The sequence below is a fragment of the Sutcliffiella horikoshii genome (assembly GCF_021991925.1).
In the GTDB taxonomy this organism is placed as follows: Bacteria; Bacillota; Bacilli; order Bacillales; family Bacillaceae_I; genus Sutcliffiella_A; species Sutcliffiella_A horikoshii_F.
Genome location: NZ_RXZI01000005.1, coordinates 165,839 through 188,340 on the forward strand (window position 1 = coordinate 165,839; position 22,502 = coordinate 188,340).

At 39.8% G+C, this 22,502-nt stretch carries 17 protein-coding genes and 1 pseudogene; 16 read left to right on the forward strand and 2 right to left on the reverse strand.

Going from position 1 to position 22,502, the window contains the following annotated elements:
* Window positions 1-6 precede the first annotated feature (6 nt).
* From scpA to EKQ44_RS14450, 6 genes are all read left to right on the forward strand, one after another.
* Window positions 7-2,166, forward strand: coding sequence for a methylmalonyl-CoA mutase (gene scpA, locus EKQ44_RS14425; RefSeq protein WP_237664342.1), 2,160 nt, complete (start codon window positions 7-9; stop codon window positions 2,164-2,166).
* Window positions 2,159-3,184: a methylmalonyl Co-A mutase-associated GTPase MeaB gene (gene meaB / locus EKQ44_RS14430; protein WP_237664247.1), complete on the forward strand. Its 1,026-nt coding sequence runs from the start codon at window positions 2,159-2,161 to the stop codon at window positions 3,182-3,184. The genes scpA and meaB overlap by 8 nt, the downstream gene beginning before the upstream one ends.
* 175 nt (window positions 3,185-3,359) lie before the next feature.
* Window positions 3,360-3,797: a BrxA/BrxB family bacilliredoxin gene (locus EKQ44_RS14435; RefSeq protein WP_237664248.1), complete on the forward strand. Its 438-nt coding sequence runs from the start codon at window positions 3,360-3,362 to the stop codon at window positions 3,795-3,797.
* Window positions 3,798-3,941: 144 nt separating this feature from the next.
* Window positions 3,942-5,465 carry a glycosyl hydrolase family 18 protein gene (locus tag EKQ44_RS14440; protein WP_237664249.1) on the forward strand — a complete coding sequence of 508 codons (1,524 nt, stop codon included), beginning with the start codon at window positions 3,942-3,944 and terminating at the stop codon, window positions 5,463-5,465.
* Window positions 5,466-5,797: 332 nt separating this feature from the next.
* Window positions 5,798-7,348 (forward strand): alpha-amylase, encoded by a 1,551-nt coding sequence (gene amyS / locus EKQ44_RS14445; protein WP_237664250.1) that lies wholly within the window; start codon window positions 5,798-5,800, stop codon window positions 7,346-7,348.
* Window positions 7,349-7,376: 28 nt separating this feature from the next.
* Window positions 7,377-8,021, forward strand: coding sequence for a hypothetical protein (locus EKQ44_RS14450; protein WP_237664251.1), 645 nt, complete (start codon window positions 7,377-7,379; stop codon window positions 8,019-8,021).
* Between the two features lie 131 nt (window positions 8,022-8,152).
* Here the strand turns inward: EKQ44_RS14450 and EKQ44_RS14455 are convergent, their stop codons facing one another.
* On the reverse strand, window positions 8,153-10,246 hold the full coding sequence (locus EKQ44_RS14455; RefSeq protein ID WP_237664252.1) for an SA1320 family protein: 2,094 nt from the start codon (window positions 10,244-10,246) through the stop codon (window positions 8,153-8,155).
* Window positions 10,247-10,260: 14 nt separating this feature from the next.
* Window positions 10,261-11,202, reverse strand: coding sequence for a DUF1672 family protein (locus tag EKQ44_RS14460; RefSeq protein ID WP_237664253.1), 942 nt, complete (start codon window positions 11,200-11,202; stop codon window positions 10,261-10,263).
* A gap of 378 nt (window positions 11,203-11,580) precedes the next feature.
* Between EKQ44_RS14460 and EKQ44_RS14465 the strand changes: the two genes are divergently transcribed.
* The 10 genes and pseudogenes from EKQ44_RS14465 (at window position 11,581) to EKQ44_RS14510 (ending at window position 22,425) form a co-directional block, all read left to right on the forward strand.
* Window positions 11,581-12,273: a response regulator transcription factor gene (locus EKQ44_RS14465; RefSeq protein WP_226679895.1), complete on the forward strand. Its 693-nt coding sequence runs from the start codon at window positions 11,581-11,583 to the stop codon at window positions 12,271-12,273.
* Window positions 12,274-12,277: 4 nt separating this feature from the next.
* The gene (locus tag EKQ44_RS14470; RefSeq protein ID WP_237664254.1) at window positions 12,278-14,494 is read left to right on the forward strand and encodes a sensor histidine kinase; all 2,217 of its coding nucleotides are present in this window, start codon (window positions 12,278-12,280) and stop codon (window positions 14,492-14,494) included.
* The gene (locus EKQ44_RS14475; protein ID WP_237664255.1) at window positions 14,495-15,001 is read left to right on the forward strand and encodes an RNA polymerase sigma factor; all 507 of its coding nucleotides are present in this window, start codon (window positions 14,495-14,497) and stop codon (window positions 14,999-15,001) included.
* Window positions 15,002-15,309: 308 nt separating this feature from the next.
* Entirely contained in the window at window positions 15,310-16,101 is a 792-nt protein-coding gene (locus tag EKQ44_RS14480; protein WP_237664256.1) for a transporter substrate-binding domain-containing protein, read from the forward strand.
* A 119-nt stretch (window positions 16,102-16,220) separates the two neighbouring features.
* On the forward strand, window positions 16,221-16,847 hold the full coding sequence (locus tag EKQ44_RS14485) for an amino acid ABC transporter permease (RefSeq protein WP_237664343.1): 627 nt from the start codon (window positions 16,221-16,223) through the stop codon (window positions 16,845-16,847).
* A complete protein-coding gene (locus EKQ44_RS14490; RefSeq protein ID WP_237664257.1) occupies window positions 16,840-17,562 on the forward strand; it encodes an amino acid ABC transporter ATP-binding protein in 723 nt (240 codons plus the stop codon). The genes EKQ44_RS14485 and EKQ44_RS14490 overlap by 8 nt, the downstream gene beginning before the upstream one ends.
* 608 nt (window positions 17,563-18,170) lie before the next feature.
* Window positions 18,171-18,740: pseudogene (locus EKQ44_RS14495) on the forward strand (peptide-methionine (S)-S-oxide reductase MsrA); the annotation flags it as partial.
* Between the two features lie 200 nt (window positions 18,741-18,940).
* Window positions 18,941-20,815: an oligoendopeptidase F gene (pepF, locus tag EKQ44_RS14500; RefSeq protein WP_237664258.1), complete on the forward strand. Its 1,875-nt coding sequence runs from the start codon at window positions 18,941-18,943 to the stop codon at window positions 20,813-20,815.
* Window positions 20,816-20,895: 80 nt separating this feature from the next.
* Window positions 20,896-21,861 carry an aromatic acid exporter family protein gene (locus EKQ44_RS14505; protein ID WP_237664259.1) on the forward strand — a complete coding sequence of 322 codons (966 nt, stop codon included), beginning with the start codon at window positions 20,896-20,898 and terminating at the stop codon, window positions 21,859-21,861.
* A gap of 57 nt (window positions 21,862-21,918) precedes the next feature.
* Window positions 21,919-22,425: a L,D-transpeptidase gene (locus EKQ44_RS14510; RefSeq protein ID WP_237664260.1), complete on the forward strand. Its 507-nt coding sequence runs from the start codon at window positions 21,919-21,921 to the stop codon at window positions 22,423-22,425.
* Window positions 22,426-22,502: the final 77 nt, after the last annotated feature.

The window sequence follows — 22,502 nt, forward strand, 5'->3', positions numbered from 1 at the left end:
TTTTCAATGAGAACATTAAACAAGGAAACCACAGTTACGCAAGTGCCATTATCCAACGAAGCGGTGGAAGAACTATTTTATGAAACAAATGAACAAATTAAATTGAAGGCTAATTACACACAGGCGGACTTGAATGGAGCCGACCACCTTGGAACACTTCCTGGTATTGCCCCATATTTACGTGGACCTTACCCTACGATGTATGTTAACCGTCCTTGGACGATCCGTCAGTATGCCGGCTTCTCGACAGCGGAAGAGAGCAATGCTTTTTATAGAAGAAACCTGGAAATGGGTCAGAAAGGATTGTCAGTTGCTTTTGACCTTGCGACGCATCGTGGCTATGATTCCGACCACCCCCGAGTAGAAGGGGATGTTGGAAAAGCCGGAGTTGCCATAGATTCCATACTGGATATGAAGGTTCTTTTTGACGGAATCCCTTTGGATAAAATGTCCGTATCCATGACGATGAATGGGGCGGTTCTTCCGATTATGGCTTTTTATATCGTTACGGCTGAGGAACAAGGTGTTAGTCCAGAGAAGCTTTCCGGGACGATACAAAATGATATTTTAAAAGAGTATATGGTTCGTAATACGTATATTTATCCTCCAGAGATGTCCATGCGAATAATTGGCGATATTTTTGCGTACACATCCCAGCATATGCCGAAGTTTAATAGCATCAGTATTTCCGGTTATCATATGCAAGAAGCAGGAGCACCAGCCGATATTGAGCTTGCCTATACGCTTGCAGATGGCCTCGAATATGTAAGAACAGGTCTTGAAGCAGGCATTGATATTGATAAATTTGCACCGAGACTTTCGTTCTTCTGGGCCATCGGCATGAACTTCTTCATGGAAGTGGCAAAAATGCGTGCTGCTCGTTTTATTTGGGCGAAGATGATGAAAGAGTTCTTACCACAAAATCCGAAGTCGATGGCATTAAGGACCCATTCACAAACATCTGGATGGAGCTTGACAGAACAGGACCCATTCAACAATGTGACACGTACTTGCATTGAGGCGCTAGCTGCTGCCAATGGTCATACACAATCCTTGCATACCAACGCATTGGATGAAGCGATTGCACTACCTACGGACTTTTCCGCCCGTATTGCACGCAATACACAGTTGTATTTGCAGGAAGAAACGGAGATTACTAAAGTCATTGACCCTTGGGCAGGTTCTTATTATGTGGAAACATTGACGAAGGAATTGATTGATAAAGCTTGGTCACATATTGAAGAAATTGAAGAGCTTGGTGGGATGGCAAAAGCAATCGAAACAGGATTGCCTAAGATGAGAATTGAAGAAGCGTCTGCACGCCGACAAGCAAAGATCGATTCAGGGAAAGAAGCCATCATTGGCGTAAACAAGTTTCGCCTGGATAAAGAGGATACGGCTATTGATGTTCTGGATATTGATAATGCAGAGGTTCGTAAAAAGCAGATCCTTCGCTTGCAGGAGCTTCGTGAAAACAGAGATGAAACAGAAGTTGTTTCTGCTCTAGAAGCACTGACAGATGCGGCTCGTACAGGGAAAGGGAATCTTCTCGAACTCGCTGTTGACGCAGCCCGTGCACGTGCAAGCCTTGGGGAGATTTCAGATGCCATAGAAAAGGTTGCCAATCGCCATCGTGCTGTCATCCGCTCCATCAGCGGCGTGTACAGCAGTGAATTCTCCAATGAGGAGGAGATGAAGGCCGTGAAGGATAAAATTGAGGAATTCTTGGAGCTTGAAGGAAGACGTCCAAGAATCATGATTGCGAAAATGGGGCAGGATGGTCATGACAGAGGGGCAAAAGTCATTTCCACCGCGTTCGCTGACCTTGGATTTGATGTGGATATCGGACCTCTTTTCCAAACACCTGCAGAAACAGCGCTGCAAGCAGTGGAAAATGACGTGCATGTTATCGGAATCAGCTCCCTTGCTGCCGGTCATAAGACACTCCTTCCGCTACTAGTAGAAGAGCTGAAAAAATTGAACCGTGAAGACATCATCGTTGTAATTGGCGGGGTAATTCCAGCCCAAGATTATAAATTCTTATATAGCAAAGGCGCTTCAGCCATTTTTGGACCTGGAACGGTCATTCCGCGTGCAGCCGAAAAAGTTCTGGAGGAAATCTATGAACGCCTAGGCTATGAGGAAGTGGAAGAGACGAATGACTAAAGAGCGTAAACCGCGAAAAAAGGTTCTAAAAAAGGAGGAGCGGAGTACAGCGGATATCATATCAGGTATCCATGCAGGAGTCCGCTCTGACCTAGCTCAGGCCATCACGCTTGTTGAGAGCAATGCAACACGACATTTTCATAAGAGCCAAGAAATCATTCAAGAAATCATGCCTTCGACTGGACGCTCTGTTCGGATAGGGATAAGCGGTGTACCAGGTGCCGGCAAAAGTACTTTTATAGAAGCATTTGGTTTGTATTTGTGTGAGCAAGGACATAAAGTGGCGGTGCTCGCAGTCGATCCGAGTAGTTCCAAGACAGGTGGAAGTATCCTAGGGGATAAAACCCGGATGGAACAACTTGCAAGGCATCCACAGGCATTCATCCGTCCATCACCTTCAAGTGGCACATTGGGTGGAGTTCATAGGAAAACGCGTGAAAGCATTCTTTTGTGTGAAGCTGCTGGCTATGATGTGATTCTAGTAGAGACAGTCGGAGTCGGACAGAGCGAAGCCATTGTGCGAGATATGGTCGATTTCTTTTTATTGCTGGTTCTAACGGGTGCAGGGGATGAGCTTCAAGGCATGAAAAAGGGCATTATGGAGCTTGTGGATGCGATTATAGTGAACAAAGCGGATGGAGATAATAAAGCGAGAGCGGAGAAAACAGCTCATGAGTATAAACAAATCCTTCACTTTCTTCAGCCTGCAACAGAAGGCTGGGAAACGAAGACGTTTACTTGCTCGGCTTTGAATTATGTGAATGTAGATAAGACCTGGAAGATTGTTCAGAAGTTTATGGAAAGCACGAAAGAATCCGGAGTTTTTGTTGAACGAAGGAATGCACAAAAAAAGACTTGGTTTTATACGTCGTTGAAGGATCAGATTGAGCGGATGTTTTTTGAGGATGAAAAGGTGAAAAAAGAGTTGCCGAAGCTAGAGAGGCAAGTTGGGAAAGATGAAGTTTCTGTGTCTTTAGCAGTGGAAAAGTTAGTGGAAAGTTACAAACATACACTATAGGGTAAAAAAAAGGAAAGTGAGCATATCACTTTCCTTCATCTAGGGAGTATAGGGGTATGGATATCTAGATGTTAGTGATATAATACCCGCAGGCAAATAAAATAAACCTTTTTTGTTTTTTTATTTGAAAAAAATTGGTATGATAAGAGTAGTTTAAAACTTGAGGTGATACAACATGAATATCGATTTTAATATGTTTATGAATGATGTTGTGCGTACTGCCAGAGAAGAAATGGATAACGCTGGCTATGAGCAACTTAGAACAGTTGAAGATGTAGAAGAAGCATTTGCACGTAAAGGGACGACACTTGTAATGGTGAACTCTGTTTGTGGTTGTGCCGGCGGTATCGCACGTCCAGCTGCAAGGCATGCGGTGCATTATGACAAGCGCCCTACACACTTGGTTACTGTGTTTGCAGGTCAAGATAAAGAAGCAACGGAGAAAGCACGCGAATATTTCGAAGGTTATCCTCCATCCTCTCCTTCTTTTGCATTATTAAAAGATGGCAAGATCGTAACGATGGTAGAAAGACACGAAATCGAAGGCCATGCGCCTATGTCAGTCATCACAAAGCTTCAAGGCTATTTTGAAGAGCATTGTGAAGAGTTATAAGAAGTAATTAGAAGAATGCCGGTTCCTTTTTTGGGACCGGCATTTTTTGTTGTAGATTATAAAGCTAATATTTACCGCTACATCCTCTCCCCATAGCATATTACAATAGTAGTTAGACAGGTTAATAGGGGGAAGTAACAGGACATGCAACTTAGATGGAAACTTACGTTTTTTCTTTTGGCTCTCTTAGTTATAGTGAGTGCCATAACTATATATTTAATAAATTCAACAAAGCCAGTATCTACTGATTCGAACCCAGAAAAGCAATCGGAAGTCGTGGAGGAAGTAACAGATCACCCACCTAAAATTATTAATTTCACGCATACTTCATCAGATAAGAAGGAAGATGCTGTAGTAAGTGGAGATGTAGAACTCCAAGTAGAAGCAAAGGATGATAACTCAATCAATAAAGTTAAATTTTATTCTAGCAATGGCGGCTACTTAATTGGCGAAAAGACAGAAGCGCCTTACACCATCAATTGGGCAACAGATCCCTGGGTGGAAAACGGGGAGCAGATATTGAAAGTGGTTGTTTACGATAGTGCCGGACAAAAGGCGGAAGTAACGAAAAAGGTAATCGTAGAAAATAAAGAAGAAGAGGAAGCGGATTACAAAATGGTCGGCTATTATGCCGGATGGGCCAGTTATTCCGGTTTCCACGTTACCGACATTGATGCTAGTAAACTGACACATATCAACTACGCATTTGCTAATGTTTCAGATGATGGAGAGATAGTAGTCGGCGACCCATCAATCGATCATGAAAACTTCAAGCAGCTACAACAGCTAAAGAAGCAGCACCCTCATTTAAAAACGATGATTTCTGTGGGTGGTTGGACTTGGTCGAAGAATTTCTCCGACGCAGCGGCTTCAGAAGATTCAAGAGCTAGGTTTGCAGAAAGTGTTCGACTATTTATGTTAGAACATGGCTTTGATGGAGTGGATCTGGACTGGGAGTACCCAGTAAGCGGGGGACATCCTGATAATGTGAACCGTCCCGAGGATAAGCGTAATTATACACTTTTACTTAAAAAGATCAGGGAAACCTTGAACGAGCAAGAAAAGAAGGATGGCAAAGAGTATTTGTTAACAATTGCTACTGGGGCGAGTAAGTCTCACGCAGCGAACATGGAGCTATCAGAACTTCATCAATATGTCGATTATATTCAGTTGATGACCTATGACATCAATGGGGAATGGGATGAATTGACCGGTTTGAATGCGCCATTGTATCCAGATCCTAATAGTGCCTTCAGTTGGCAGTGGAGTGTGCAAGACGGGATAGAAACCTATATGGAAAGTGGTGTGCCGGCAGATAAGCTGGTAATGGGAATGCCGTTCTATGGGAGGGTGTTCCATGATGCAGATGCTGCGAACAACGGCTTGTATCAGTCGTTCAATGGAGGTACATCGTTTAGCTATGCCAAGCTTGATTCGGATTACATCAATAAGAACGGCTTTGAGCGTTATTGGATAGAAGAGACAAAGGTACCAATCCTTTATGATGGCAATACGTTCATCAGTTATGATGATGAAGAATCGATCGTGAAGAAAACAGAATTCCTGAAAGCTAATGGGCTTGGTGGAGCGATGATGTGGGAGTTGAGTCAGGATCCAGATAGAGTACTATTGGAACGAATTTTTTCTGAGTTGAGTGGAGATGAATAAATAGAAAAATTATAGATTGAAGCTATAGTATTCAATAAAAAACGCACCCTAAGGTGTGTTTTTTATTGTAAAAGAATCCTGAATATACATTGCCTAATATCGGGAGTTTAAGCCTGATAGGAAAAAAGGTTCATTATTTTCAGAATAAAAAGAAAACGATTGCGCAGGTTAAAATCATCGTGTTAATATAAATTTGGAGTTCACAACTATGGAAAAAATGCTAACGTTTGCACAAATTGCAAAACTAGAGTGTTAGGAAGTGATATTAAAAAGACTTGTTTTTGGTTTAATATGAAAGCGTTTGCACAAATCTTAAATGAGAGGGGTATTTTATGAAACATGAGAAACGTATTATAAGTGTATTTTTAATAATACTTTTAGCTGTGTCTGCTCTTTTTCCGTTTACAACTGAACCAGCCCAGGCTCATCATAATGGGACAAATGGCACGATGATGCAGTATTTCGAATGGTATTTGCCAAATGACGGGAATCATTGGAACAGATTGAGGGATGACGCAGCTAACTTAAAGAGTAAAGGTATAACAGCTGTATGGATACCACCTGCATGGAAGGGGACTTCCCAGAATGATGTAGGTTATGGAGCATATGATTTATATGATTTAGGTGAGTTTAATCAAAAAGGTACCATTCGTACAAAATATGGAACACGTAGCCAGCTGCAGTCTGCCGTGACATCTTTGAAAAATAATGGCATACAGGTATATGGAGATGTCGTCATGAATCATAAGGGTGGAGCAGATGGTACTGAAATGGTGAACGCTGTGGAAGTAAACAGGAGCAACCGAAACCAGGAAACATCAGGAGAGTACTCCATAGAAGCATGGACAAAGTTTGATTTTCCTGGCAGAGGTAATACCCATTCCAGCTTTAAATGGCGCTGGTATCATTTTGATGGGACAGATTGGGATCAGTCACGCCAGTTGCAAAACAAAATATATAAATTTAGGGGAACAGGAAAGGCCTGGGACTGGGAAGTCGATACAGAGAATGGCAACTATGACTACCTAATGTATGCAGACGTGGATATGGATCACCCAGAAGTAATTAATGAACTTAGAAAGTGGGGAGTGTGGTATACGAATACACTAAACCTTGATGGATTTAGAATTGATGCAGTGAAACATATAAAATATAGCTTTACGAGAGATTGGCTTGCACATGTGCGTAACACCACAGGTAAACCGATGTTTGCAGTAGCTGAGTTTTGGAAAAATGACCTTGGTGCAATTGAAAACTATTTGAATAAAACAAATTGGAATCACTCGGTGTTTGATGTTCCTCTCCACTATAATTTGTACAATGCATCTAGCGGTGGTGGGTATTATGATATGAGAAATATTCTAAATGGTTCTGTCGTACAGAAACATCCAACACATGCCGTAACATTTGTTGATAATCATGATTCTCAGCCCGGGGAAGCATTGGAATCCTTTGTTCAACAATGGTTTAAACCACTTGCATATGCATTGGTTCTGACAAGGGAACAAGGTTATCCTTCCGTATTTTATGGGGATTACTACGGTATCCCAACACATGGTGTTCCGGCTATGAAATCGAAAATAGACCCTCTTCTACAGGCACGTCAAACTTACGCCTATGGTACGCAGAATGATTACTTTGATCATCATGATATTATCGGTTGGACAAGAGAGGGAAATAGCTCCCATCCAAATTCAGGCCTTGCCACCATTATGTCAGATGGTCCAGGTGGTAACAAATGGATGTATGTCGGGAGAAATAAAGCGGGACAAGTTTGGAGAGATATTACCGGAAATAGGACAGGCACCGTCACAATTAATGCAGACGGATGGGGTAACTTCTCTGTTAATGGAGGGTCCGTTTCGGTTTGGGTGAAGCAATAAAGGTTGGATAAGAGAGAAGGGTTTCTATATGGTGAACATTACGCTGCTCCATGCAGAGCTTATAAATCATTCATATAACCTCTGTAAATTAGAGGGCTATGTGAGAATGCATAGCACAATCGATAACGAGCAACTGATGATAAACTACTCTATAGGTGGGAATGATAGATCCATTCCTTATACAAAAGTAATGGTAATGGATAATTTTGAAGTCGTTAAGTTTGTGGACTTTATAGTAAAACAGTCTGGACTGGTTTCTGAAGGTTTTTCATTTCGATTAAGCTTTCCTTCTTCCTATATGACGGATGCTTATTATATTGGGGGGAGACATGGGGAAATTATCATGGAAAATACAAAAATTAAGCATCATCAATTATACCTACATCATGACAATCTTACTGGAACGGTTATAATTAAGTCTTCATTAAGCAATAAAAAGGTTCGGTTTGTTTGCTTTAATGAAAGTCACTCCATTACGGCGGAAGCTATATTCAGAGAATGTATCCCATATAGTGAAAATGAAGTTTGGGAATACAGTCTTGTTCTTACTGAGGATAACCTAAGCCATGACTGGTCCTTCTATGTTGAACTATTGGAATCCAATGCTTCTTCCAGAGATGATAACTTTATTCGCTATTATAAGCTATGGGAGCAAGTCCCTCGGCCAATGTAGAATCTTTCCATTGGAAAAGTTAATATTGGTCAAGATTTGGGTGGTTGGTACGGTCTTACTACTCATATCAACTCTGTAATAATCTCTAAAAAAACTAAAATACACGTATCTCCATATACGTGTATTTTAGTCTACGAGATTGTACCTCGTTCCACTTGTTCTTGAAGTATCCCCATGTTTTGTTTTACCTTTTTTGAAACCTCAACCAATACATCAATACTAACTGCCTGCTGAGAAGAAAGCTGATGTATGATATCTGCAAAAAGAATTTCCATTTCTTTAAGAATATTAATAGAAGCAAGGTTGTAGAGATGGACGTTATAAAAATTGTTGTTACTGAATATCGCGCTATCCAAATAAGGTTTAAAATTTGTTAAAAGATTAGGATAACCAAGAATCAATTGATTTAGGCCTTTACGTATTCCTCTAATGGTGGAAGCCAGTTCATCAATGGGTTCTAAAGAAGTGTACACTTTGCTTTTTACTTGATCATCGAAATCAGAAAATAAACCAATAAGTTTCCCAGTCAACGTTCCATTAAAAGCAAAGTGGGTTGCTCCCTTTATAGAAGTACTAATTGTATCAAGTGAACCTTCGATAGCAAAGGTGAGTACATGTAATTTGCTCAGAAGTGGAATCAACATCCCGTGACTTAAAGTGGAAAATCTAGAAAAAGCGAGTTCTACATGGGCTTCCTTTAGTTTCATTTTCATCAGGAGATAAGGGGATTGTTCAAGGTTGTAAGTATTGGTATGTTGCACACCGTCAATTCCGAGTAAAGCACCACCGTTATTACGGATCGCTTGTCCTAAAGATTGATCCCTTTTATCAAAGGCTTCTGAAACATCTATGACCTGTTTTTTGAATTCAGCTATATTTGTGAGTAGTTTCTCTCTGTTTCCATTCACGATACCATAATGTGCCCTAAGTTCACCGACTACTGCATCATACCAAGCTTCTTGGCCGCCCTGGAAGAGTTCTGGTATCAAATCCATGACGATGGAGTGAAGGATGTTTGTTAAACCATCTACATCCTCGCGTAGCTCGTTCAATTGTCGACGTGCTTCCCCGAAAACTGTTTCTACACTAACATTCTTATTAAAAAGAAACTCAAGTAGCTCGGCAGGAGGGGAGTTTAATACATAATTCAGCGATCTGCATCTTACTTCGGCTAGGTCCAGTAGAATTATGAGCCGGTCAATTTCCGATTTCAGTCGATTGGAGACCGCTGCAATATTTCGAAATAAAGGGTCCCCTACAAGATTGTTAAACATATCTTCAAATTGTTCCTGTAATATTTTCATCCGTTGGTACAAGTTATTACCTTCATGCTCTACGATATCAACAGAATTACCCATATAACTGCTGGCAAGCTCCAATCTTTCCGTAACAACACTGCTTAGGGCATCTGCTAATACAACTAATTGTTCCTTACTGATTTCTATTCTCTCAGAGTTTCCTCCATATAGGGGGGCACCCGTCCAAATACTCGTTACAATATGCGAGTCGGCATCAATATAAATCTTTCCATAACCAGGCTGTCCTTTAATACCGATTTCATAATATTGTGTTCCTTCACTGTTACGAAGATATCCCGTGTGGTTGGTTCCAAGCATTGCAAAATCAGGGATACCGTTGTATATTTCATGACGGTGGCCAGGAATTCTATCTAGATTGAGCGCCATTAAAGTCTGTGTGAGGGCATCATAGGTGCTGAAATAGTTTGTTATGTTGTCATAAGTTTCATTAGGGTCCAACATTCCTTCTGGTAACAAGGCAGGGTTAAGCGTTATAGCATTGACCTCCGGATTTTCAATTGCAACAGCAGCAACAAGGGCACCTCCTAATGAATTACCTGTGATGGAGGTGACGCCTCCAACATCTTTGTATCTCTCCTGCATTTTATTAAAATACATTCTTGCTTCTTCCAGTTGGGTTGGAGTAAGTTTACTTAATAATTGTACATCGGTTTTTATATCAGCTAACTGATTGGTATCAGTTCCAACATATGCTATTGTAATTTCTTTATTTGCTTGGTTAACAACAGTGAGTGCATCTAAACCTGATGAATTTCCATAACTAGTGTCTAGTATACGAAATGACTGACCGTTTACTGAAATTTCACTACCTCTATCTAGAGCTAAATAACTGTGGTAACCTGCTAACTCAACAAGATCAATATCGCGAGTGAAACTTTTATTGACATCTTTATCCAGTGTTGTCATTAAATATTCCCACCCTATTCTTTTATAATATCGTTTGGATATGAACGTTCTAATGAATTATCTTTTGCTCCTACTGCTGTCGTTTTGTTAATCATATTATCATTTAAAATAATGCTATAAGCCCCTTTTGGGATCCCATCCATCTCTTCTATTTCTGTTACGATTTGATTGAATATTTCTTCATCTGGTTCCGATTTCTCCTCTTCCATATACAAATAAATAGTAAATAGTATTGAATCTGGGGAATACGGGTTTTGCTCAATAATGGTTTTCCAATCTGATTTTGATATTTCTTGGTTATTCATGTATTCATTAAATAGGAAGTCAAGAGAATTACCCATTGTACTTGCGTAATAATGGGTAGTGCTATAACCTGTTGCACGAACACTTTTTAATGCTTCTTGAGTAATGCCTATTATTGGTTTGGACTCAACAGTTTCTTCAAGATAGTTTTCTAATTTGGTAATTTCCTCTTGAAAGATCATTGCATAAAGTCCGGTTTTAATAGCATTCTCCACTTGCCCCTCTTGAGACCACACATTATCACTGAGAACTTTTCTCTGCTCTACATCAATTGGAACAATGGCATACGTATAAAAATGGGGTTCTCCAACCGATTCTACGAAAACTGTAGCGCCATCAACCGCCCCCACCATATTATGTACAATCACTTCTGTCTTGTACTTTTCTAGAAAGAATTTCTCCACAGCCTCTGTGATTTCTTCTTTATTTTCCTGGGCTATTTTATCGGTTTTTTCTCCATTTCTAAGGGTGTAACCTTCACCTGTGTAATCTTGAACTCGGACTAATCTGTCATCAGAATTTTGATTATCAACGTTTGTTGTTTCAGTTTGTTCATTTCCTTCATTGGCGTTTGTTTGATTCATATTTCCGCACCCACCTAACATTAGTGATAGACCTATACTTCCAATTAATAATCTATTGTTTAATTTCACGTTATTGTCCTCCCAAGTGGATGTTATACATTCACCTAATTCTAACTGATAGTGTTCTTTAATAAAATACAGGATGGTCAAAAGTTACCTAAATAATGTAAAATGGGAGATTGGTAGCAGGAACGAGCCAACTAATTAATTGGATATTGATGTTTTTCATGGAAGAAAGTCCTACTGTTTGTAAAAATACCCCAATTAACAAATATTAATCTCACATTTCATCAAATTTTCAGGGTGAAATCGTTTCCCACTTCCGAAGAATTATATAATAGGTTAGTAACTTAAGAAATTCTTAAGAAAATACTTCAATAATACTTAAGATTTACCATATATGATGTGTACATAGAGAAAGAATGGTAAGTGGGAGAAGGGTGAGAGATGGCGAACTATACGGTATTGGTAGTGGATGATGAGAAGGAAATAAGAGATGCAATTGAAATCTATTTGAAAAATGAAGGTGTTAGGGTCTTAAAAGCTCAAGATGGTGTGGAAGCGTTAGAAATGCTTCATGAAAATGAAGTGCATCTAATTTTACTAGATGTGATGATGCCAAGGCTCGATGGGATATCTGCGACGCACAGGATTCGCGAAGAGAAGAACATTCCAATCATCATCTTAAGTGCAAAAAGTGAGGATACCGATAAAATTCTTGGGCTGCAGGTCGGAGCGGATGATTATGTAACAAAGCCGTTCAATCCGATGGAGCTTGTCGCAAGGGTGAAATCGCAGCTCAGGAGGTATGTCACACTTGGAACGTTTGAAGGAATTAAAAAAGTGATTGATCTGAATGGCCTGACCATTGATAAAGAATTGAAGGAAGTTACGGTTCAAGGAGATCCGGTCAAATTGACGCCGATTGAATATAAAATAGTGGAGCTGCTGATGACCAATGCCGGCCGGGTATTTTCCATCAATGATATATACGAGCGGGTTTGGAAAGAACCTGGCTACAATGCGGAAAATACAGTGGCGGTACATATTCGCAAAATTAGAGAGAAGATAGAGATAGATCCGAAAAATCCAAGATATTTAAAGGTGGTATGGGGGATTGGGTACAAGATGGAGAAATAGAATAATGGCTTTTATAATGGCGCTAGTTTTTGTTTGTGCGTTAAGTGGAAGCTTTTATTTTATCAATAACTTAGAACGATTTGGACAGAAAAATTATTTTGAAACAGATGAGTTCCATAGTGAGCTTGACGGATATGCAAACACTTTAATTAGAAGCGAACAACTTGGAACTATGTCAGTAGAAAGTGTAAAAGAAAAAATTACCGTTACCATGGAAGAAATAGAAGAACATCGATATGAGTACGGTTCATTGGACGCCCAGCTAGATAATATCCGCTATCAATATGAAGAAAGAATTCAACTAGCAGAAAACGGAGAATCTAGTGAGAATCCAGAGGAGGTAATAGCTGAAAGGGATGCAAAATTAGAGGATATTCGAAAAAATTTCTCAAGTGATGAGCATATAGAGAAGAAAATAAGAGAAGAAAAGGAAAAATTAGTGGATAATTACTTTAATGATGAGAGTAACTTCCCTCCCGTTTCATCTCTATTTAACGATGAGATCTTATACTTTTTTGAACAAAACGGAGAGATTTATACCAATACAGATGCCCAAATTAATACATTAGAACAATTATTCAGTGAAAACAACATGCAATATGTTACTAATTACACGATACATGGAGATAGGTATTTTCATTCATACAATTGGCCCTACGAGGATTGGTTGTACCAAGCACTGGCGGATGCAAGAGGTGATTTTAAAGGGAAGATTGGTGTGCCATCAGATCTTGCTTCCGATAGCCTATTGAAGACTTTAAAAACTAGTTATGAAGAGAATAGGACTTGGTTTTGGAGACTTGGGATAAGTTCACTGATTGCATTATTATTATGGTTTGTCACCATGTTGAAAATTATTTCTCTGCCATTGCAAGCGGCCAAGTGGCAAAACCTCTATGAAAAAATTCCGGTTGACCTTAGGATTGCAGCGGTGGGAGTCTCTACTTTTATATTATTGTTCAGTTTAATGTGGGTGCATGACTGCATTAATCAATTGACATACAGCTTATCAACTGCATGGGCTACTGAATTAATAATTAGTATTCTAATCTCAGCATGCATGAGTTTACTAACTTACTACCAATTAAGATATTTGATAGCAACCATGCGACATATGTCTGATTTTAAGGAAGCATGGACAAAAAGTGTGCTTCTTAGAGGATTAAGATTTTGTAAAAAGGTGAATAAAAAGCTCTTCCGTATCGTAAAAGAAGCATTCCTAAATACAACGACAGGCATCCAAGTGTTCATTCTCCTGGCAATAGTCTTTGGACTAGGATTAGGTTTCTTTATGATTTTTATCGATATAGCTTTCTTCCTGCTATATATCCTCTTCGCTGTTGTCATAGGAGTGCCAACGTTCATTCTTTTAATAAAGAGTATCGGTTACTTCAATAAGATCTCCATCAAAACAGAGGAGATGGCATCAGGTAAATTAGGGGAGCCAATAGAAGTAAAGGGGAATTCCGTTCTGTCTAAAATGGCAGCAAACCTAAACGTATTGAATCAAGGGGTAAAGGTTTCTTTAAACGAGCAGGCAAAAAGTGAGCGCTTGAAAACGGAGCTGATTACAAATGTCAGTCATGATCTTCGGACACCGTTGACCTCCATAATCACTTACACGGAGCTTCTGAAGAAAAGCGACCTGACTGCTGATGATCGGTCCGCGTACCTTGAAATTATTGATAGGAAGTCACAACGTTTAAAAGGGTTAATGGAAGATTTATTTGAGGTATCAAAGATGGCAAGCGGGAATATCGAGCTTGTAAAAGAGCGTGTAGATTTAAATCAGCTTCTTCAACAAGCCCTGGCGGAATATGATGATTCATTAAAGGAATCTAATCTGCAATTCCGTGTTGCCAATTCGGATAAACCTTTATATGCCATGGTGGATGGACAGAAAATGTGGCGAGTATTTGATAACTTAATTGGAAACATTGTGAAGTACTCATTGGAAAACTCACGTGTATATATACAAGTCCAACAATTTAATGATAAAGCAAAAATCACGTTTAAAAATGTATCAAAATACGAATTGAATGATCAAAGTGAGGAATTATACGAACGTTTTAAAAGAGGGGATACCTCACGGAATACGGAAGGATCTGGCCTTGGTCTTGCGATAGCAAAATCCATCATCGACCTTCATGAAGGTAGTCTCGACATTGAAACTGATGGGGATTTATTCAAAGTGAATATCTGTTTGAGAGTGGTGGAATAAATGGATTTCACTACATTATATAAGGTGCATTATGACAGAGTGTTTTACGTAAGTTTCGCCGTTATTCGCGATCGCCAGTTGGCTGAAGACAATGTGCAGGAAACCTTCATAAAGGCGTACAAGAAGTGGGATAGCCTCGAGGATATTGAAAAAGCAGGGGCATGGCTTTGTATAATTGCAACCAGAACTGCTATAGATTTCGTCAGACGAGAGAGAAAAAATAAAGGATGTCCGATGGAATTAGATGTGTTAGATAGTCTTGGAAAAGAAGCAGGGCATAATGTTTTAGCAGAAGTAGAAGCAAAATTGTTGAAAGACCTCCTAGATGAAAAAATGAAAGACTTTTCAAAGGAAGATAAGAAACTGATCGTTTTAAAAATGGAAAAAGGACTAAAGGAGCGGGAAATTGCCAAGGCGTTGGAGTTGAATCCTGCTACAGTGAAGTCAAAGATCCATAGAGCTAGAAGGAAGTTAAAAGAGCGTATGGCTGTAGAGTTGAGTGCTTAAGGGGATAACGGGGCAGGGAACACTTCTAATAAAGAGTGTTCCCTGCTTTTTATCCTTTATCTAGTTCTTTGTATTTATAATATAAACTAGACAGATGGAACGATAACAAGAACCGCCTATTTCAGAATAATAAAAAAATAAAAACTTCATTTATCTTTATTAACTATATTGCATAAATATTAACATGTGTTAAAATACATTTATCCGAATAAACATACATCATAATAATACTTGATTTAAATGTAGGTTTATTTCATAATTAAATTAAATTTTTATTTTTCTGAAAAATAGAATAGGGGGAAGTTATTGTGAAAAAATGGTTTTTGTATTCATTCATTAGTATTTTAGTAGTAGGCTTGTTGTCCGCTTGTGGAACAACAGACAATGGGGATGGGACAAGTGGAGAAGGTGAAGATGGAAAGAAAGTATTAGTCATGGGAACTTCCGCTGACTATCCACCATTTGAGTACATTGATACAGAAGTAGGAGAAGAGATTATCGGTTTTGATGTGGATCTTGCAAAAGCTATTACAGAAAAGCTTGGATATGAATTGAAAGTTCAGGACATGGACTTTGGAAGTCTAATTACTGCTATGAAGGCAGGTAACATTGACATAATCTTAGCAGGTATGACTCCTACAGAGGATCGAGCAAAACAGGTAGATTTTACGGATATTTATTACACTGCCAACCATATGATCGTTTCATTGAAAGATAGCAATATTACTAGCCTGGAAGATTTAGAAGGTAAAACGGTTGGAGTCCAAATGGGATCCATCCAATATGATAAAGCGGAAGAGATTGCGGAAGAAGTGAATATCACGATTGAAAACCGCGACCGCGTCCCGCAAATTGTACAAGACTTGAAAACAGGTCGCTTTGATGCAGCAATCATTGAAGATACGGTCATGAAAGGCTTCATGGAAAAAGATCCAAATTTGACTGGATTTACACTAGAGTCTGATGAAGAAGGTTCTGCCATTGCCCTTCCAAAGGGCAGTGATTTAACAGAGGATTTCAACCGTGTTCTTAAAGAAATGGAAGAGAACGGGGAAATGGAAGAGTTAATCAACAAATGGTTTGGTGGAGAAGAAGAATAAACCTAATTGAAATCAAAAGGGTGTTTTTATTGCCCTTTTGATTTTCTTGTTAAAATGATAGAAAGGACTGGTAGCACTTGACGATCGACTTCTTAGATTTTAGCGCCATCACGGGTTCGATGGATTATATTCTTGCCGGTGTGAAGGTAACCCTTCAAGTCGTAACACTAGCAGGGATCATTGGTTTTATCATTGGAACGCTGTTGGCTTTATGTAAAATCGGCAGAATTAAATTACTTAGAATTTTTGCGGATGTTTATACATCCATTTTCCGAGGAACACCGCTTGTTCTTCAATTAATGTTGATATTTTTTGGACTGCCGCAAGCAACTGGAATAACATTTGAACCGGTCACTGCTGCCATCCTTGCATTCGGACTAAACTCTGGAGCCTATATTTCGGAGGTTATCCGTGCTGGAATTATGGCGGTTGATAAAGGGCAGCGAGAAGCAGCCATGGCTCTTGGTGTACCATATCGCCAAATGATGAAAGACATTATCTTACCGCAAGCATTGAAAAACATTTTACCTGCACTTATGAATGAATATATTACGCTTACGAAAGAGTCGGCTATTGTTACAGTCATTGGGGTAATGGATGTCATGAGGCGTTCATTTATGACGGCTTCGAATACCTATGCATATTTGGAAGCCTTCATGTTTGCCGGATTAATATACTACGTGTTAGTAATGATCTTAACCTTCATTGGCAAGCTCATTGAAAGGAGAATGAGACGCAGTGATTAAAATAGAAGATTTGCATAAATCCTTTGGCAAGCTAGAGGTGCTAAAGGGGATTTCTACACAAATTAAAGAAGGGGAAGTAGTGGCAATCATCGGGCCTTCTGGTTCCGGAAAATCCACTTTACTTCGCTGTATGAATCTTTTAGAAGAGCCAACTTCCGGTCATATCTGGATTAAAGACCAGGATGTTGCAAAAAAGAAAACCAACATTAATAAAGTGCGTCAGAATTTGGGAATGGTGTTTCAGCACTTTCACCTGTTTCCTCACAAGAGTGTTCTGGAAAACTTAACGTATGCTCCGGTTTCTGTAAAAGGTATTTCGAAAAAGGAAGCGGAAGCGAAAGGGATGGACCTGCTTGCCAAAGTGGGACTAGCTGAGAAAGCGAAAGAATATCCTAATCGCCTGTCCGGGGGTCAAAAGCAGCGTGTTGCGATTGCACGAGCCCTTGCGATGGACCCGGAAGTCATGTTGTTTGATGAACCAACATCCGCATTGGATCCAGAGATGGTAAAAGAGGTGCTTGAAGTAATGAAGGCCTTAGCGCATACGGGAATGACGATGGCTATAGTTACACACGAAATGGGCTTTGCCCGAGAGGTGGCAGACCGCGTATTGTTCCTCGATGATGGAATGCTAGTGGAGGATGCACCGCCAGCAGAGTTTTTTACAGCTCCAAAGTCCGAGCGTGCGAAAGTATTTTTGGAAAAGATGTTGTAGGAATGAGGTGGAGCCAGCTCTTTGTTTAAGAGCTGGTTTTATTTATTATGTTGCAGAACAAAGTTTGGTGGAGTAAGCGGAAACAAGTTCGTATGAGGACAAAGTAAGCAGAAAAGCAGAAACGATGTCCTCATTAGGCGTGTATGAGGACAATGTATGTAGAAAAAACAGAAACAATGTCCTCATAGAGCGTGTATGAGGACAAAGTAAGCGGAAAAACAGAAACAATGTCCACATAGAGTGTGTATGAAGACAAAGTAAGCGAAAAAACAGAAACAATGTCCTCATAGAGCGTGTATGAGGACAAAGTAAGCGGAAAAACAGAAACAATGTCCACATAGAGTGTGTATGAGGACAAAGTAAGCGGAAAAACAGAAACAAAGTCCTCATAGAGCGTGTATGAAGACAAAGTAAGCGGTCAAAGCAAAACAATGTCCTCATGTAACACTAAACTTGGTATAACCTGCTCATTCATCTGCTTTCCATACATAATAATTCATGCTAACTTAAAACTAACAATATAACAGAAAAAGAAAGGAGCACAAACAATGACCAACCACCGCAACCTCCAAACTGCCACTCTCGGCATGGGCTGATTCTGGGGAACTGATGCCCGGTTCGGGTATTTAAGAGGAATCATTCGCACAAGGGTAGGCTACGCAGGTGGTACCACTCCTGCACCCACCTATAAACAAATGGGAGATCACACCGAGTGTCTACAAATAGACTTTGATCCGACCCAAATATCTTTTGATGAAATTGTCCGTCACTTTTGGAGCTCACACAATTCCAATCGCGGGAATTATAAGGGCAGGCAATACCTTTCCATATTTTTATATCATGATGATTTTCAAAAAGAAGTCCTAGAGAAAATAAAGCAAGAAATACAAGAAACAACTTCTCATTCAATAGGAACAGAAATGGGACCCCTTGCTCATTTCACACTTGCAGAAGAAAGACACCAGAAATATTACCTGAAAAGGTATTCAAATGCGACCCAAAAGTTAAGAGATTACTTCCTAACGGAGGAGGCATTTAACAAGGCAACTTTAGTAGCGAGGTTAAACAGCTTTGTAAAAGGTTATGGTACCCTCTCTGCTTTGAAACAAGAGATTAAGCAATGGCCGGGAAAAGATACTGAGAAATTAGTATCATTAGTGAATCAATTGAAATGGTAGCTGGATTTGCACGCTGATTCATCTTTATCTTTAGCATAAACTTGAAGACACTATTGGTGTGGAAATTCATCCCAATAGTGTCTTCATACTCCACCCGAAATCTACTTTCCCCCAAGACTAACATCCCACCAAAACCAAATGTATAGAAAAAGCTGGAAAACAAACACTAACCCTTAGCAGAAAACTAAGGGAGGACCACGATGAAAACGACACGGATCATCACGACCATTTTCATGACTATCATGCTTGCTTTTACTACAACATTCACCTACGCAGAAAGCCCTGCCTACACATCACGCTCTGACATTCCGTCTGAATACAAATGGAATCTTCAGACCCTTTATAAAAATGAAACACAATGGAAGCAGGATGTTTATAAGGCCAAAAAGTTGGCAGATCGCTTTGCCAAAAAGGAAGAAAAACTGGATAGCGACAAGCAAATCCTACACTTATTGGAGGATTACTTTGAGCTGTTTCGGTTGATGGAGAAAATCTTTGTCTATTCACGCATCAATCTTGATGTGGATATTGGAAACACATCTGCACAAGCGTTATCGGATGAGGGACAAAATATGATGATGTATGTGGTGGAGCGGACGGCATGGTTCTCCAATGAATTGCAAGCAATAGACAAGGACAAATGGGATAGCCTCATGGAAAGTCCGAAACTAAAGCCATATTACAATCATTTGAAAGATACGTATGAGGAAAAGATACATTCCTTGCCTCCCGACATGGAGAAGATTCTGATAAAGACGATGCCCTTTGTAAATGCACCGAGTGAGCTTTTTAAGATGATGTCAAAAGATCTAGTCCTGCCAAACTTTACAGTAAGGGACAAAGTTTATGAAATGTCAGCACCTTTATATTCTGTTTATATGTCGAGCAAGGATAGGGAAGTGAGGAAGGCTGCTTTCCAGACGTATTATCACACACTTGAAAATTACCAAGATACGTTTGCTTCGATGCTTGCGAATATTGTGAAAGCGAATAACTTCTTTGCGACAACCAGAAATTATCCTTCCTCGCTTGAAGCCCATTTGGAAGGAAAGGATATTGATCCGAAAGTATACACACAGCTCATTGAGACCGTGGAAGAAGGCCTTCCTATATTACAAAGGTACCTTCAATTAAAAGAAAAATATGTCGGGATAGATGCCATGCATATGTACGATTTATCTGCCCCATCTCCTTATACACCTGAAGAAAAGATTCCTTATGAAGAAGCAAAAGATATTGTCATAAAAGGACTGTCGCCGATAGGGGAAACTTACTTAAAAACATTATCAGAAGGCCTTTCCTCCAATTGGGTGGATGTCTATAACACACCAGGGAAAGCAACGGGCGCCTATCAGATTGGTTCATATGACTCCCATCCATTTGTATTATTGAATTATCAGGGTCTGCCAAGTGACGTTTTGACCCTAGCTCATGAAATGGGGCATGCGATGCATTCTTATTTTTCCAATAAGAATCAACCCTACCAGGATGCAAGATATGTGACATTTACGGCAGAAGTTTCGTCTACGTTGCAAGAGCATTTACTTCATAAGCAATTGATGGACGAGGCGTCAACCAAGGAGGAAAAGCTTCATGCCCTTTATCAATATTTAGAAGATTTCCGTGTCACCCTTTTCCGTCAAACACAATTTGCGGAGTTTGAAAAGATCATACATGAAATGGGTCAGAATGAAGAATCTTTGCATGCTGATGCCATTAAATCCGTTTATTTCGATTTGAATAAGAAGTATTATGGAAAAAGCATAGAAGTCGACAAGGAAATTGCCATGGAATGGGCCAGAGTTCCACACTTCTTTCATTCAAGCTTTTATACTTATCAGTACGCCACAAGCTTTGCCGCTTCTGCTGCACTAGCAGAGCAACTTGAGGCTGGCGGGGCTGAAGCGCAAAATAAAATACTCAAAGAACTTTTTTCTTCAGGTGGTAGCCTACCACCAATTGAACTATTAAAGCGCGCAGGAGTCGATATGAGTAAAAAAGAGCCGATTGTGGAGTCGTTGAAAAGGTATGAGGAACTTGTTAATGAATTTGAGGAGCTATTAAATAACGGTTAATTAAACATCTCCCTCCAATTTTCCTGTATAGTAGAACTATGTGATACATTGAACAAACGAAAGTCGGGAGAGTTTGAAGTATGAGAAAATTCAAGATTGGCTATCGGACAGCCAAAACTGCTTTGGGGACAGCGATTGCCATTAGTATTGCCCAGCTGTTGAATTTGGACTTTTATGCATCAGCCGGGATTATTGCAATCCTTTGTATTCAAAATACAGTACGGAAGTCATGGAAAGTGGCGACTGCTCGTTTCTTTGCATGTTCTTTAAGTCTGCTATTTGGCTTTGTATTCTTTGAGCTTTTGGGATCCAATCCGGTTTCCATTGCTTTACTGTTGTTATTTTTTATCCCTGTTACAGTAATGCTGAAAATAACAGAAGGGATTGCTACCAGTTCGGTGATACTACTTCATGTATATTCGGTGGAAGCCTTCACAATAGGACTGGTTATAAATGAATTAAGCATCATTTCCATTGGGATTGGGGTTGCGCTTATTCTAAATACATACATGCCAAGTGTGGATAAGGAATTGAAGAGCTATCAACTGAAAATAGAAGAGAATTTCCATAAGGTGTTTACAGAAATAGCTCATTTTCTTCGACACGGAGATCGCGGGTGGGGTGGGCAAGAGATTCCGGAAACCAACAAAATATTGAAGGAAGCGAAGAGTCTAGCCTTCCGCGATGTAGAAAATCACTTCAAGCGGGAGGAAAATCATCACTATTTTTATTTTAAAATGAGGGAAAAACAGTTAGATGTCATGGAAAGGATGCTCCCCATTGTCGCAACCATTGAACACGATGTGGAGCAGGCACATATTGTGGCTGACTTTATCGAGGATCTCGAGCACGCCATCCATGCTGGCAATACAGCTTACCTATTTTTACAGCGCTTGCGCGACATGCACAATATGTTTCAGGAAATGCCATTGCCACAATCCCGTGAAGAGTTTGAGACGAGAGCGGCCCTTCGTCATCTTCTAAAAGAATTTGAACAATATTTAATACTTAAAAGTGATTTTATCGGTTTGGAAACTTCTAAGTAAACGAATGGAATGAACAGCTTTCAACCACACTATACCTAAAAGGCAGGTGGTAGAAAGATGTTCATTTTTACGTTGATCTTTGCATTGGTGACATCACCTCTATGGCCGCTTGGGCCTAATCCTCTTCCAGGCGACCCTTATATTATCGTTAACAAACAGACAAATCAACTTGCCTACTTTCAAGGAGAAGAACTGAAAGAGGTCTATACTGTGGCCACTGGGAAATCTAAAGAGCTTACCCCGGAAGGCGAGTTCACTATCACCGTAAAGGCAATCAATCCTTATTATCGTAAAAAAGACATCGCCGGTGGCGACCCGAAAAATCCACTAGGGACAAGATGGATCGGATTTGATGCAGAGGATACCGACGGACGTACCTATGGTGTTCATGGCACAAATAATCCATATTCCATCGGTGGATATGTTACACAAGGTTGCATACGATTGGAAAATAAAAATGCAGAAGCATTGTTCGACAGAGTGCCAGTCGGGACGAAAATATGGATTGTCAAGACAGGGAGATCTTTTGAAGACTTGGGAAGGGAAAAAGGTGTATTGAGGTAAGACGTGTTAGATGAATCATGAATACTCATTTATCAAGATCCAGTTCTTTCTAAGTGGAAGAAGACTGGATCTTTTTC

What these genes read in the sequence shown, in the direction of transcription:
- scpA (WP_237664342.1), top strand. Translation starts at nt 7, where the DNA reads ATGAGAACATTAAACAAGGAAACCACAGTTACGCAAGTGCCATTATCC.
- meaB (WP_237664247.1), top strand. Translation starts at nt 2,159, where the DNA reads ATGACTAAAGAGCGTAAACCGCGAAAAAAGGTTCTAAAAAAGGAGGAG.
- EKQ44_RS14435 (WP_237664248.1), top strand. Translation starts at nt 3,360, where the DNA reads ATGAATATCGATTTTAATATGTTTATGAATGATGTTGTGCGTACTGCC.
- EKQ44_RS14440 (WP_237664249.1), top strand. Translation starts at nt 3,942, where the DNA reads ATGCAACTTAGATGGAAACTTACGTTTTTTCTTTTGGCTCTCTTAGTT.
- amyS (WP_237664250.1), top strand. Translation starts at nt 5,798, where the DNA reads ATGAAACATGAGAAACGTATTATAAGTGTATTTTTAATAATACTTTTA.
- EKQ44_RS14450 (WP_237664251.1), top strand. Translation starts at nt 7,377, where the DNA reads ATGGTGAACATTACGCTGCTCCATGCAGAGCTTATAAATCATTCATAT.
- EKQ44_RS14455 (WP_237664252.1), bottom strand. Translation starts at nt 10,246, where the DNA reads ATGACAACACTGGATAAAGATGTCAATAAAAGTTTCACTCGCGATATT.
- EKQ44_RS14465 (WP_226679895.1), top strand. Translation starts at nt 11,581, where the DNA reads ATGGCGAACTATACGGTATTGGTAGTGGATGATGAGAAGGAAATAAGA.
- EKQ44_RS14470 (WP_237664254.1), top strand. Translation starts at nt 12,278, where the DNA reads ATGGCTTTTATAATGGCGCTAGTTTTTGTTTGTGCGTTAAGTGGAAGC.
- EKQ44_RS14475 (WP_237664255.1), top strand. Translation starts at nt 14,495, where the DNA reads ATGGATTTCACTACATTATATAAGGTGCATTATGACAGAGTGTTTTAC.
- EKQ44_RS14485 (WP_237664343.1), top strand. Translation starts at nt 16,221, where the DNA reads ATGGATTATATTCTTGCCGGTGTGAAGGTAACCCTTCAAGTCGTAACA.
- pepF (WP_237664258.1), top strand. Translation starts at nt 18,941, where the DNA reads ATGAAAACGACACGGATCATCACGACCATTTTCATGACTATCATGCTT.
- EKQ44_RS14505 (WP_237664259.1), top strand. Translation starts at nt 20,896, where the DNA reads ATGAGAAAATTCAAGATTGGCTATCGGACAGCCAAAACTGCTTTGGGG.
- EKQ44_RS14510 (WP_237664260.1), top strand. Translation starts at nt 21,919, where the DNA reads ATGTTCATTTTTACGTTGATCTTTGCATTGGTGACATCACCTCTATGG.